General features: G+C 36.8%; 12 protein-coding genes. 6 read left to right on the forward strand and 6 right to left on the reverse strand.

The annotated features are described in order from the left end of the window. Window position 1: 1 nt before the first annotated feature. Window positions 2–610, reverse strand: coding sequence for a sortase family protein (locus tag F908_RS04360; RefSeq protein WP_005158105.1), 609 nt, complete (start codon window positions 608–610; stop codon window positions 2–4). A 1,343-nt stretch (window positions 611–1,953) separates the two neighbouring features. Between F908_RS04360 and F908_RS04370 the strand changes: the two genes are divergently transcribed. Together F908_RS04370 and F908_RS04375 are read left to right on the forward strand one after the other, a co-directional pair. After that, window positions 1,954–2,298, forward strand: coding sequence for a hypothetical protein (locus F908_RS04370; RefSeq protein WP_004828357.1), 345 nt, complete (start codon window positions 1,954–1,956; stop codon window positions 2,296–2,298). Then, a complete protein-coding gene (locus F908_RS04375; protein ID WP_004828355.1) occupies window positions 2,285–3,136 on the forward strand; it encodes a hypothetical protein in 852 nt (283 codons plus the stop codon). Before F908_RS04370 ends, F908_RS04375 begins: the two co-directional genes overlap by 14 nt. 153 nt (window positions 3,137–3,289) lie before the next feature. Here the strand turns inward: F908_RS04375 and F908_RS04380 are convergent, their stop codons facing one another. Next, window positions 3,290–4,237, reverse strand: coding sequence for a MobA/MobL family protein (locus F908_RS04380; RefSeq protein ID WP_004828353.1), 948 nt, complete (start codon window positions 4,235–4,237; stop codon window positions 3,290–3,292). Between the two features lie 592 nt (window positions 4,238–4,829). On the opposite strand from F908_RS04380, the gene F908_RS04385 reads away from it, so the two are divergent. Continuing rightward, window positions 4,830–5,522: a hypothetical protein gene (locus tag F908_RS04385; RefSeq protein WP_004828350.1), complete on the forward strand. Its 693-nt coding sequence runs from the start codon at window positions 4,830–4,832 to the stop codon at window positions 5,520–5,522. Between the two features lie 286 nt (window positions 5,523–5,808). After that, the gene (locus F908_RS04390) at window positions 5,809–6,024 is read left to right on the forward strand and encodes a hypothetical protein (RefSeq protein WP_004828347.1); all 216 of its coding nucleotides are present in this window, start codon (window positions 5,809–5,811) and stop codon (window positions 6,022–6,024) included. 267 nt (window positions 6,025–6,291) lie between these two features. Here F908_RS04390 and groL read toward each other — a convergent pair whose 3' ends face one another. From groL to F908_RS04410, 4 genes are all read right to left on the reverse strand, one after another. Further along, window positions 6,292–7,926 (reverse strand): chaperonin GroEL, encoded by a 1,635-nt coding sequence (gene groL, locus F908_RS04395; protein ID WP_004770360.1) that lies wholly within the window; start codon window positions 7,924–7,926, stop codon window positions 6,292–6,294. Between the two features lie 60 nt (window positions 7,927–7,986). Further along, entirely contained in the window at window positions 7,987–8,277 is a 291-nt protein-coding gene (locus F908_RS04400) for a co-chaperone GroES (protein ID WP_005144860.1), read from the reverse strand. A 188-nt stretch (window positions 8,278–8,465) separates the two neighbouring features. Then, window positions 8,466–9,221 carry a metallophosphoesterase family protein gene (locus tag F908_RS04405; protein ID WP_005158107.1) on the reverse strand — a complete coding sequence of 252 codons (756 nt, stop codon included), beginning with the start codon at window positions 9,219–9,221 and terminating at the stop codon, window positions 8,466–8,468. After that, a complete protein-coding gene (locus F908_RS04410; RefSeq protein ID WP_005158108.1) occupies window positions 9,202–10,140 on the reverse strand; it encodes a diacylglycerol/lipid kinase family protein in 939 nt (312 codons plus the stop codon). Before F908_RS04410 ends, F908_RS04405 begins: the two co-directional genes overlap by 20 nt. Window positions 10,141–10,536: 396 nt before the next feature. Here F908_RS04410 and F908_RS04415 point away from each other — a divergent pair, with 396 nt between their 5' ends. Together F908_RS04415 and F908_RS04420 are read left to right on the forward strand one after the other, a co-directional pair. Then, a complete protein-coding gene (locus F908_RS04415) occupies window positions 10,537–12,366 on the forward strand; it encodes a phosphoenolpyruvate carboxykinase (GTP) (RefSeq protein WP_005158109.1) in 1,830 nt (609 codons plus the stop codon). A 488-nt stretch (window positions 12,367–12,854) separates the two neighbouring features. Continuing rightward, a complete protein-coding gene (locus F908_RS04420; RefSeq protein ID WP_005158110.1) occupies window positions 12,855–13,271 on the forward strand; it encodes a hypothetical protein in 417 nt (138 codons plus the stop codon). Window positions 13,272–13,339 lie beyond the last annotated feature (68 nt).

Here is a 13,339-nt window from a genome sequence, read left to right on the forward strand (position 1 = left end):
GTTATTGATAATAATCAGCCGAAAGGAGTTGACGAATTTCACTGGCCATTTTGGGACTACGCCAAGGAAACAGCACTTTAAGGCTGTAATTTGGTTTAAATTGATCCCGTGTTCCAATATTGACCTGAAACTCACGTTTCATCGGTGTCCGATGGACTTGTTGATTAACATGGGTTCCCATCATTGGGTTACTGATCACTGTGGTTGTGGTTCTGAAGCGATCTTCAACCAAATTGTAATGTCCAACAGAAGTTATATAGTCAAAAGGATATTTGACGAGACGTTGATCAGGCTGATCAAATAGGATGATAGTTTTGTCCTGACTATTAATCCAGACACCACGATTTTGATAGTTAAAAGTTTCCCCTTGGCGTTTCAGTTGCTCAGTCATTCCATCGAAATATGTATTTCCATATTGATAGAGGTAGTAAATGATCACAAACCAGAACAGGTCAAAGCCAAAGAAGATATAGGCAAAAGCACCAAAGGAAAAGAGTTTGGCAATAATCAGAAAGATCACAATCGGCAAGACCACACATTTTAAAAATAGCTTGGATTTTTGAGGACGGTTTTCGATTGGAATAATTTTAGGTTTAGTTAATTCAGTCATGGTTGTTCCCCACATGTTCAATGCAATTCACAATCACCAGCAGATATAAAAAGTTCTATTTTTATAGGCGTGATTTAGCCATCCACCGTTGGATTGTTCTTGTTAAAAGTTTTTTAATACAGACGAATAATAGTTAGCCGTCTAGTCCCCGTTGCAAAGCACAACAAGGTTGAACAGGTGGTGAGGCACAAATGAGAAAAGATAGATACAACATGTGAAGCTCCTTGAATCTTAAGAAGTTCTGCCATATCACTGTCAAATAATGGTGGCAGAACAAAAGAGGGTTGACAGACTGGGATCCAAGGAACCAGCACACCCGAAGGTGTCCCCCTTCTGTCCTACCATAAAGATAAAAGAGGGACGAGAAGGTCCACAAAAAATAGGCGAGCTATTCTCTGTGCTGGATCAACGGTCTGTCAAAACCGACTGGCAATGTAGGCCAGCGAGCCCATATTAATTTTATTCAAAGCTTTAGTCAATTTTACCAATACTAAAATCTGGACGATCAAATTACTTGTAAGAATTTAAGTTAAGTGTTTGATTTTTCCCATGAGGTCAAATTAAGCCACTCGATTAGCTCATTTTGGTTTAATGGATGAGACTAAAATGGACTTTTCTTCTTTAGTAAGATAAAACAATAAAATAAATCAATAAATTTCCCAACCGCACCTTTAAATATTTGGCTTATTGAAATCGGTTTAGTTATGTGAGTTATGATTCAGAATGGACTTATCCTTTTATGATCTTATCCAATAAAGCTATGGGTAATATCCTAATTCAACCCATTCATATTAGAGAAAGCTTAGTGAAAGTCTTAAACATTGATGAGGCACTGAAAAATCGATCATGAATTCAGCTCATGATTAACAGCAATCACTCTGAGTTTATGACTTAAACACATCTAAGACCTATTCAGATCAGTTCTCAAAGCAAGAAAAAGAATAAACATTGAACAATGACCATCGTGCATAAAAATTCTAACAACCAGTTTCCTAGCCGTCAGAAATTCAAAATATCTTCAGGAGAATCAATAGATTATTTAATGTTAAGATATGTAAAAAGGTTGAATTGGATCATTGACAGTTTAAGGTATACCCAGTTAAGCTAAACCTACACAGCAAAATCTGTGTTCAGGCGTGACAACCTGATATAATCTAGGTGCAAATAAATGTCGCACTTGCGGCTATTTTTTTGTCTACTGTTTAGCAGTCGTTATGGCAGCTTGACAGGGCAACCGTAAGGTTGGCTGAGCCTAGATTCAGTATTGTCACCCCTGTTTAGCTGCCACCATCATTGTGACAAGTGATGGCGGTAAGTAATTAAACTTATCTAGGACTACTGCTATGAACGCAATTCTTCATGGTGCAAACACTTGCACACCTAAAAAACAAGCCTCTCAACTAATTGTTGAACTCGGTAAATCAATTTCAAATCCACAACGCCAGACACTCGCCAATCTTTATATTGCTGTTGATACCGCAAATTCCTTGCTCAAAGAACTTGAACAAGCACATCAGATCATCCGTGAATGTATGCATGAAATGAATGATGAGCAAATTCTCGAAGTCGCAAAGTTTAATCAAAATAATAACCTCTCCTCTTTATGGGCATTCCGTACGCATCAACGTCACAAGTTGATTGAGCGCGCACAGCGTGTGCTGTTTGGAGCTGGTCATGTCCAAGGCTAAGAAGAATAACAATCTCCTGATTTCGGGAGACTATCCTTTAATTGCTTCGCCTACGCTTGCAAAAGCGTTTGGCGTAGCGGCTGCCAATTTTCTACAGAAATTGCATTATTGCTTAGAAAATAACGAGGGGAAAATTTTTAATGGAAAAAAGTATTGGTTCCATAGCTACGAGCAATGGCAAGCGACGCTTGGCGTGTATAGCGTATCAACAATCAAACGAATTGTGGCAAAGTTAAAGCAAGCTGGAATTCTTGTGATTGAAAAGTTAGCACAGAACAAATGGCTACAAACCAATTTCTATACGATTAATTATAAGAAATTAAAACAACTCATCACGCTGAATAACGGGCAAAACAATCAGCCTAATGAGATCGTACCAACTCCTGATCCCGTCGTAATCACCCCCTCTCTGGAGAAGTCTGCTCAAGCCGTCCAGTCATCCATGTTAATGAGTTCAATACAACAGGCATTTCAAAATATCAAGGTTAAATCAAATACATTTGAACCAACATTAAAAGTGGCAAAAGAATCCCGTCTGCGCCCCGACTTTGTCACGCGTGAATCTTATTCAGTAAAAGGATTAAGCCAACCCCTCCACCCTGCTGCATCAAACGAAACGTTAAAAAATATGGATGTCAATTACCGCTGCTTTTATCAAGCACTCAGGCAGCACCGTGTAGATATTGATTGTGATGATCTACGTATTCAACAACTCTTAAAGTATCAGAAGCGGATTCTTCAACATATTGTATATATCAAACAGAATTTTGCAGGACATGAGCGCTATCAATGGCACATGCTTGAACAGCTACAAATGGAAAATTATTTAAAGAAATAGGTCAAATCGAACGAAGACCAATTTCAAATGATCCGTCTATAGGAAGTTCATAAACGGATCATTTGATTAAATCAAAGGTTAAACAAAGACTGATTAAATCCATTCAACTGGCTCATCAGAGATAACCGACCTTAGTTATTTAATGTATGTATATTAAAAGTCATAATCTAGATCTTTCGATTGATCACGATAATGTGTATTCGTATTTTCCTGTTCACGTTTTTTAGCCAACGCTAACTCATACTCTTTTTTATAGAGTTCACATAAGTTATTTTGACGAATTTCCCGAATCTCCTTTCTATAATTTTTCACTGTGTCTTGATCTTCAGGATCGGTGCTATACAGTAAGTGCCTAGGAATTTGAGGAACATCCTTTAATTTAGTTCCATATTTTTTATTATAATCTTCATTTGATAAACATGACACTGCACTGCTCACTTCTAATTTAAGACCATGAATTTCTACAATCTTAGTTGGCGCATATTTTTCTAAAAATTCATTTATTATTTTTTCAGTTTTTGTTCGGTAGTGAAATAATATGTTACGACCAAACCCAAGCACATCAGCCGTGATTTTTAATGCACCACCTTTATCAGGATTTTTTTGACGATATTGCTTGAAGAACTGTTCTGGTAAACGTTGGATATTATCCAACATACTTTTTTCTGAAAATAATAAATGTAAATGTGGTTGTTCTGACTGTCCATCCAGCGCAGCAACATGATTATGAATTGCGATTGTACATGGCATTTTATATTGACCACAAAACTCATGCATTAACCTTTCAGATAATTCAATGCGCCGATTTTCATCCAATTCTTTTGGCAAAGCGATTGTAATATGTGATGAGGTTCGTCGGGTCTCACTTGTATATTGATCTGCTGCATACCAAAACTGATCGGGATGATTATCGACCCAAGCTGGCATATGATAAGAAGCACAATATTCAAGCTCTTCAATCTCACTTTTATGCTTAGAAAAATATAAGGTGCGAGTAATATAGTGATAGGCACTTTTTGATAGTCGATACTTTGAATGACCGTCACTCAATTTTATTTGACTATCACCTTTAACGTTGTGACTTAAATGAAAATAATACATCTTTACTTCCGATATTAATTAAATTGGAATATCGGATCCTACAAAATTTTAAAAAATCATGATTCGTTTGGTGAAGAAAAATGAAAAAAACTTAAATTTCGATCAAAAAACACACATTTAATAAAATTGCACGAGTAACAGAACCTAAAAATAAGAGTAACAGACTAAAAAATTAAAAAATATCAATTTTTACCAATAAAAACAGTCACATAAGATATTTATAAAATACGTGTAACAGCTTAAATAAATAAGAGTAACACTCTTTAAAATATGAGTAACGCCGATAGCACATAAGAGTAACACCCTATAATCATTAAAAATCATATACTTAAAAATTAACAGGGCTGCGCAGCACGAGGAGAAGTGTCTTTTAAATGAAAGCGAAGCGAAATTTAAAAGACACGGATACGAGATATAAAAAATCTTTTTTGCATTCGCAAAAAATATTTTTTATCTGTCCCACTATTAACAGCCATAAATTAACAGCTCAAATTAACAGAAGAGTAGTATTTTTTGAAAACATCAACTTTTGACGATTTTTTTTTAGACTTTGTGATATACCAACATTTTCCTAAAAACAGATGGTTTAAAAATGGCTAGAGTTAAATTAACAGTGAGAGAAATAATTTTAAGAGTTGAAAAACACTTAAATCAGATAGCAAGACGTACTCATTCAGATGAGTTGGTACTTCAATTAATTCAATCGAAAACAGAAAATCAATTTACCGAAGAAGACACAAAAAGATTAAATAATAAATATCACAAAATCTTAGAATTAGACAGATTATCAGAATTAATGGATTCTATCTGCACAATCGAAAAGAGTAATCGCTCTGATATTGAAAATGATATCGTTGATTTTAGTGGATATGAAGATCCTTTTTCTCAGACTGAAGAAAGATTAAAAATAACATTAAAAATGCTAAAAAATTACAATAGAAAAATTCCATATGAAATCAAACAAAAAGCACACTATGAAATTAAAAAATCTTTGAATAATTCGTATAAGCAAAGAAATCAGAAGATAAAAGACAGGAAAAAAGAGAATCATGAGAAGTTTTTTCTTGGCAGTGTGCTTATATCATTTTTAAAATCTAAAGATATTGAAATGAATTATCTGGATATTACACTTAAGATGGTAGAGCTTTATCAGACTAAAAATTATTTTAACAGAGAATTATTTTCAGAATATGAAATAAATGAATTTAAGTTCTCAGAAATTGGTAGAAACTTTAACGATAAGAAAAACTCTATTTTATCTGACCCAAGGATGCCTTTTAAATAAAAATATAGCTTAAAAGATAAAGTAGTATACGTTTAGCTCATTTATTTTAAATGGGCTAATGAGCTAACGTTGTTATTACTGACAACTTACAAAAGATTATTTACTGATATAATAAAAAAAATAAGTCTTTTTTTTATTTTTTAAACATATCTCATCTTTTTTTATTTTCTGCATATATCTCATCTTTTTTTGGTTTTTTTCCATATATCTCATCTTTTTTTTTTATATTTTGATAGCCTTTATTTTAAGAGGTTTTCTCTTAAAACTTTATTGAAGGAGATATTTAATGGCTGTATCTATAGACCTAACTAATACCGAACGTCGAGTATCTACTGCCGAATTCGCTTTGCGCATGAATATTTCAGAAAAGGAGCTATATGATCGAATTAAAACTGGTCGCGTGACAAGACCAATCAAAGATGGACGTAAAAATTACTGGCTTAATAGCTATGTCCTTTCCTGTATTATTCATGAGGAAAACTCCACTCTTACGTCAGAATGAAATAGCTGTTGTTCTAAGTCAAAAACGCCTGATTTTTCTCAGGCGTATTTTTTCAATATTTTCATTCATCCAATAGTTAAATTCTTATCTAATATGATGACTTTAGTTTTTAAGAGATCTAGTAGATCTATAAAATTAAAAAGGTCACAAATAAAATTTGTGACCTTTTTTGTAACAAACTTGAATGTGAGTAACATTATGAGTAAGTTTAACAAATACTGATTAAATATTATTAAATTACAATAACTTAAACCACATATGCGCGGTTTACATCATTCCGCCCATACCACCCATTCCGCCCATATCTGGAGCAGCTGGTTTATCTTCTGGGATATCAGTGATCATACATTCTGTAGTCAACATTAAACCAGCAACAGAAGCTGCGTGCTCAAGTGCAGAACGCGTTACTTTAGCTGGGTCTAGAATACCCATTTCCAACATATCGCCATATTCACCAGTTGCAGCGTTATAGCCAAAGTTACCTTCACCCGCTTTAACTGCATTGATGACAACTGATGGCTCATCACCAGCATTCGAAACGATTTGACGAAGTGGCGCTTCAATCGCACGGCGTAAAATGTTGATACCCGCAGTTTGATCTTCGTTTGCACCTTTTAAGCCATCCAATACGTTTACAGCACGTACCAGTGCAACACCACCACCTGCTACAACACCTTCTTCAACTGCTGCGCGCGTTGCATGAAGTGCATCGTCAACACGATCTTTCTTCTCTTTCATTTCAACTTCAGTTGCTGCACCAATTTTGATAACTGCAACACCGCCAGCTAATTTAGCAACGCGTTCTTGAAGTTTTTCTTTGTCATATTCAGACGTAGATTCTTCGATTTGCGCACGAATCTGTTGAACACGTTCCGCGATTTGTGCAGCATTACCCGCGCCATCAACAATCACAGTATTTTCTTTAGATACAGTGATTTTGTGTGCAGTACCTAAATCTTGAAGAGAAGCTTGCTCTAAAGACATGCCGACTTCTTCAGAAATAACAGTCGCGCCAGTCAAGATCGCGATGTCTTGAAGCATTGCTTTACGACGGTCACCAAAACCAGGTGCTTTAACCGCACATACTTTGATAATACCGCGCATGTTGTTTACAACAAGTGTAGCAAGCGCTTCGCCTTCAACATCTTCAGCGATGATAAGAAGTGGTTTACCTGTTTTAGCAACAGCTTCTAATACCGTGATTAATTCACGGATATTGCTGATTTTTTTATCTACAAGAAGAATGAACGGATTTTCAAGTTCAGCAGTTAAAGTATCTTGCTTGTTCGCGAAGTATGGAGAGATATAACCACGGTCGAACTGCATACCTTCTACAACGTCTAAAGCATCTTCGAAGCCAGAACCTTCTTCTACAGTGATAACACCTTCTTTACCTACTTTTTCCATTGCTTGCGCAATCAACTTACCAACAGTTGTGTCAGAGTTTGCAGAGATTGAACCCACTTGTTCAATTGCTTTGAAATCATCAGCAGGTTTTGCATTGGTACGGATATTTTCAACAACCGTTTTTACTGCGATATCGATACCACGTTTTAAATCCATTGGGTTCATACCTGCAGTTACAGATTTGATCCCTTCATTTAAAATTGCTTGAGCAAGTACAGTTGCCGTTGTTGTACCGTCACCCGCGATGTCGTTGGTTTTAGAAGAAACTTCACGAACAAGTTGAGCACCCATGTTTTCAAACTTGTCTTTTAAAGAAATTTCTTTCGCAACTGTTACACCATCTTTAGTAATGTGTGGTGCACCGAAAGAACGGTCGATGACAACATTACGGCCTTTAGGACCTAAAGTTACTTTTACTGCATCTGCAAGCACGTTAACGCCTGCGATCATTTTTGAGCGAGCTGAATCACCAAATTTTACGTCTTTAGCTGACATGTTAAACTCCGAATCTTTTTAAATACTGAATCTGAAAATAAATTTGAGTTATGTGTCGAGTTAGCCTTCAAGCACAGCTAAGATGTCCGACTCTTTCATAATTAAGAGTTCTTCACCACTTACTTTTACTGTTGTACCTGCATAAGTACCGAACAATACTTTGTCACCAACTTTAACGTCTAAAGCACGAACGCCATTGTCAGTGATCTGACCATTACCCACTGCAATGATTTCACCTTGAGAAGGTTTCTCAGCAGCAGAACCTGGAAGTAAAATACCACCAGCCGTTTTAGTTTCTTCTTCTACGCGACGAATCACAACACGATCATGTAATGGACGAATGTTGCTCATATTTAACTCCATCAGACTTAGTCTTTTTTGATAAATTGTTATGACAAGACAAAAGCGCCATAACAAAATTTGATATGCCACTTTTGTGGGGTTAAAAAAAATGGCTTCAAGGGGGAAATTAAAAAAAAATCTATTTAAAGATGTTTTTTTCAACACAATCACATGATCTTGCCGAATTAAGCAGCATTTCATGATCGAAGAAAGATTTTCTGTTTTTCATCAAACCAATAATGCTCAATTGTTCCGTCATCTAAAATCACGTTAAAACTATTTGAAAACCCAAAACGCAAACGATTTGAAGTTGCTGTTCCAGCATGAATATCTAAAATAGGATGGTTGAATCCCAATTGAAAAATTTGATTTAAATCATGAACAGCAACTTTGTGTAGATGCCCATGTAATAAACCAAACAACCCTGTCTCACCCCAACGTTCTAATGCAATTTTAGCAAGCACAGGACAATCCTTATCTCCATGCTCATTTGGGAAGGTATAAAAAGGCTGATGGAAAGTGACCAATTTTATTTTATTTGTGGGTGCATTTTTCAGCTTGGTATCCGTTTCATGAATTTGCTCAAGAGAAATATGCCCTCGGGTATGGTATCTCCGACGAATACTATTCATGCCAACAATATAAAAATGCTCCGTTTCTAAAGTAGACTCTAAACGGCCAAAAAACGCTTGGTAACGTACAAATGGAGAGAAGAAGCGTTTCCAGACATGATAAAGCGGAATATCATGATTACCTGGCACAACAAGATATGGGATATGTAAAGAATCTAAAAACTGACGGCAATCATAAAATTGCTTGAAACGCGCACGCTGGGTTAAATCGCCACTGATTACAATTGCCTCTGGGCGTTTTTGTTGGCAAAACAGTCGTATCGCTTGAATACATTCTTCACGTTCAGTACCAAAATGTAGATCAGATAGGTGTAACAACATTTGGAACCATCACTTTCAAGGCTGATTTTTTTACTGAGAATTTTAAAGGTGGTTGCATATCCACTAATTCCCCATCGACTGCAACAGTAAGTTTGGCCTTTTTACAGTCAACCTGTATTTGTTCGGCACAAAAAGAATAGACGTCCGATGCTTGATCGATTTCCCCTTGAACAAGTTTCCATAGCATTTTTAATAAAATGATTCGGTCACTTTTAGCAACAACAACTCCAGCTAACTTGCCTTTTGCAGCACATTCTGCAACTCTTAATTTCATATCCTCTAATTGCAACTGATTATTACCAAAGAATATTAACGGAGTAACTACAGGATATTTTTTCCCATCAACCGTGAGTGCGAGTTTTAATGATTTATGTTCGCGCAGTAGCACATCTAATGCCGAAGTATAAGCATGTAATGGAAAGCGCCCTAAATACTGGTTATAAAGTTCACGCTTCTTAATGAATAAAGGATACAAACCTAAACTGGCATTGTTCAAATAAATTTGATCATTAATCGTTGCAACATGAACTTCGCGCGGTTGACCCACTGCGATTACTTCTGCTGCTAGAGCCACATCAATCGGAATATCTAAAGCACGTGCAACATAATTAAACGTACCTAAGGGCATTATTCCCATTGGAATATTGGTATGCATTAACTTTTTTGCTACGGCATTTAATGTACCATCACCACCTGCAGCAACAACTACCCCACGCGCATGTTCCTGTTGATGTCGAGATAAAACATTATTCATCATTTCATCAAAATTCATGTGCGAATTTAATTCAAACACCTGAATTTCAAATCCTTTCTGACTCCAAAAAGCCATAAGAGCTTCATACTGGTCTTCTTGCTGTGCTGCATGAAAGCCAGATTTTTGATTGTAAATTATGGACAAGGGCCGTAAATTCTGAATCATACCTAACAGCCTTAAAGATAAATCACCAGTATTTTTGTTTATAAAATCAACAATTAAAAGTTTGTTTATGTAAATTTTGGATGAGCATTATTCAATTTATCAATAATAATTCTCAAAAAAAATAAACAAATCTATCTAATTGTTTTTAATAATAATTTAAAATAAAAATAATACACATAAAAAAATTACATATAGAACCAAAAAATACTCAATTTAAGCAAAAACAATACGTTACCCATAAATATACACTCTTAGATTAAGACTCTATTAAGCACGGTAGTCTTATTTTTTTTACGATTTTATGCTTTAATACAGCCACTTTTTTTACTTCATCTATTTTCATTGTCATCCAATGAATAGAATTGTACGTCGTACACACTTTAAAAAGGCATCACCATGACCCAAGTGAACGCACCAGAATTCGTTCGTCACCCTAAGCTTATTGCATGGGTGGAAGAAATTGCAAAATTAACCAAACCAGCAAAAATCGAATGGTGTGACGGAAGCGCGGAAGAATATCAACGTCTGATCGACTTGATGATCGCTAACGGCACCATGCAACAACTTAACCAAGAAAAACATCCTGGTTCTTATCTTGCAAATTCTGACCCTTCTGATGTTGCTCGTGTTGAAGATCGCACATATATCTGCTCTGAAAATCAAGAAGATGCTGGTGCAACAAACAACTGGGTTGCGCCTGCTGAAATGCGTGCGAAATTAAACGGCTTATTTGATGGCGCAATGGAAGGTCGTACCATGTACGTCGTTCCTTTCTCTATGGGTCCTTTAGGAAGCCATATTGCACACATCGGTATCGAATTAACAGATTCACCTTACGTTGCTGTCAGCATGACAAAAATGGCGCGTATGGGCAAAGCAGTTTATGACGTATTAGGTACAGATGGTGAGTTTATCCCATGTGTTCATACGGTTGCTGCTCCATTGAAAGATGGTCAAAAAGATGTCGCTTGGCCATGTAACAATGAAAAATACATTGTTCATTACCCAGAAACTCGTGAAATCTGGTCTTACGGTTCTGGTTATGGTGGTAATGCTTTACTTGGTAAAAAATGCCTAGCTTTACGTATTGCTTCTGCAATGGGTCGTGAGCAAGGTTGGTTAGCTGAGCACATGCTTATTTTAGGCGTAACCAATCCACAAGGTGAAAAACACTACATCGCTGCGGCATTCCCTTCTGCGTGTGGTAAAACCAACTTTGCTATGTTGATTCCACCAGCAGGTTATGAAGGTTGGAAGATTGAAACTGTAGGTGACGATATTGCTTGGATCAAACCAGGTGAAGATGGTCGTTTATATGCAATCAATCCAGAAGCGGGTTTCTTCGGTGTTGCACCTGGTACAAATACCAAAACTAACCCGAACTGTATGGCGACATTAACTAAAGATGTTATCTATACCAACGTTGCTGTAACAGATAACGGTGAAATTTGGTGGGAAGGTCTTTCTAAAGAAGTTCCAGCAAACTTAACCAACTGGAAAGGTCAGCCTCACGTTGAAGGTGAAAAAGCGGCTCATCCAAATGCTCGCTTTACAGTTTCAGCTGGTCAATGCCCTTCTATTGATGCTGACTGGGAAAATCCAGCAGGTGTACCAATCTCTGCATTCATCTTCGGTGGTCGTCGTGCAGATACAGTACCTTTAGTAACTGAAGCTTTTGACTGGGTTGATGGCGTTTATAAAGCTGCAACAATGGGTTCAGAAACAACTGCTGCTGCTGTTGGTCAACAAGGTATTGTTCGCCGTGACCCATTTGCAATGCTTCCTTTCGCTGGTTATAACATGGCTGATTACTTCGGTCACTGGTTACAACTTGGTCAAGAAGTTGGCGCTAAAGCAGAAGCTGCTGGTAACAAATTACCAAAAATCTTCAATGTAAACTGGTTCCGTCGTGATGCTGAAGGCAACTTCGTATGGCCTGGTTTCGGTCAAAACATGCGTGTTCTTGAGTGGATTATTGATCGTTGTGAAGGTCGTGCTGAAGCGACTGAAACACCAATCGGTTATGTTCCAACTTACGAACAGTTGAACTGGACAGGTATCGACTTCTCTAAAGAACAATTCGAAACTGTTACAGCACAAGACAAAGACCAATGGATCAAAGAGCTTGAAAGCCATACTGAGTTATTTACTAAACTTGGTGACCGCTTACCGCAAGCACTTAAAGATCGTCAAAATGAATTATTAGCAGCTGTTAAATCTGCTTAATCACTCTAGTTTCCCTCTTGATTAAAGAGGGGTTCAGGGAGATTTAAAAGGTCACTTCGGTGGCCTTTTTATTTGGCGGATTCCGTAACGATGCGCAACACATTTATAAGTAGTTACTAAAACAATTGTGGTGCAAAATTAAACACCCCAACCAAAGAAACGCCACAAACCATCAACGTAGTGACATGTCAGAAAATCGAAAACCTTGGTTTCACCACGACTAGAAATACCTTAAATAACAGACCCACCCAACCCTATAACTAATATGCTTATAACGGATATGCCGCCTAACTAAATCAAGTAATTTAGGCTAATGAACTGACATGTTATTATCCTTGTTATTTTTATGATTTAATGATGGTTTTAAGTCAAAATAAATCAATATTATTTTGTTTAATACTTCATTAAATAGGCATCTTATGCAGCAGAATTTGGAATCTTATGTATCACCACTACCGCATAAGAATAGTTAGGGGCAAAGCAGACTCATGTCACTCGAAATAGATAGCAGAATCGAAAAATACCTTAGCAACAGTTTACATGGTTTAAACCTTCTTTACGGCGCAAAGCTATATGGGCAAATGCTGGTTTTGCTCTATTCGTGCATAGATGCAATGGGGCTACTAGACGCACCGCCATCACAAATTAAAGCAACAGGCGATTCATTCAAGAATTGGGTAAAAAAATACATGCTTGGCGACCCTCGCATTAACTTTAACGAGTTAGATTTTTGGGCGGCGCGCTGTGCAGTGCTTCACACCTTCACATCCCAATCTGATCTATCCAACAACAATAATGCAAAAGAATTACAGTATTACGCTGGCGCCAAAGAATCGCCACAAGCCAAGTTATTTGCATCCACAACGCCTTTAATAGACGGTGTAAACATATTCCAGTTCATATAGAAGACATTTATTTGGTGTTCCTTGAAGCATTAAAAACGTTCTGTCACCAACTGGCTACCAATTGCAAA

Source organism: Acinetobacter sp. NIPH 284 (genome assembly GCF_000369425.1).
Taxonomy (GTDB): domain Bacteria; phylum Pseudomonadota; class Gammaproteobacteria; order Pseudomonadales; family Moraxellaceae; genus Acinetobacter.

What these genes read in the sequence shown, in the direction of transcription:
- F908_RS04360 (WP_005158105.1), bottom strand. Translation starts at nt 610, where the DNA reads ATGACTGAATTAACTAAACCTAAAATTATTCCAATCGAAAACCGTCCT.
- F908_RS04370 (WP_004828357.1), top strand. Translation starts at nt 1,954, where the DNA reads ATGAACGCAATTCTTCATGGTGCAAACACTTGCACACCTAAAAAACAA.
- F908_RS04375 (WP_004828355.1), top strand. Translation starts at nt 2,285, where the DNA reads ATGTCCAAGGCTAAGAAGAATAACAATCTCCTGATTTCGGGAGACTAT.
- F908_RS04380 (WP_004828353.1), bottom strand. Translation starts at nt 4,237, where the DNA reads ATGTATTATTTTCATTTAAGTCACAACGTTAAAGGTGATAGTCAAATA.
- F908_RS04385 (WP_004828350.1), top strand. Translation starts at nt 4,830, where the DNA reads ATGGCTAGAGTTAAATTAACAGTGAGAGAAATAATTTTAAGAGTTGAA.
- F908_RS04390 (WP_004828347.1), top strand. Translation starts at nt 5,809, where the DNA reads ATGGCTGTATCTATAGACCTAACTAATACCGAACGTCGAGTATCTACT.
- groL (WP_004770360.1), bottom strand. Translation starts at nt 7,926, where the DNA reads ATGTCAGCTAAAGACGTAAAATTTGGTGATTCAGCTCGCTCAAAAATG.
- F908_RS04400 (WP_005144860.1), bottom strand. Translation starts at nt 8,277, where the DNA reads ATGAGCAACATTCGTCCATTACATGATCGTGTTGTGATTCGTCGCGTA.
- F908_RS04405 (WP_005158107.1), bottom strand. Translation starts at nt 9,221, where the DNA reads ATGTTGTTACACCTATCTGATCTACATTTTGGTACTGAACGTGAAGAA.
- F908_RS04410 (WP_005158108.1), bottom strand. Translation starts at nt 10,140, where the DNA reads ATGATTCAGAATTTACGGCCCTTGTCCATAATTTACAATCAAAAATCT.
- F908_RS04415 (WP_005158109.1), top strand. Translation starts at nt 10,537, where the DNA reads ATGACCCAAGTGAACGCACCAGAATTCGTTCGTCACCCTAAGCTTATT.
- F908_RS04420 (WP_005158110.1), top strand. Translation starts at nt 12,855, where the DNA reads ATGTCACTCGAAATAGATAGCAGAATCGAAAAATACCTTAGCAACAGT.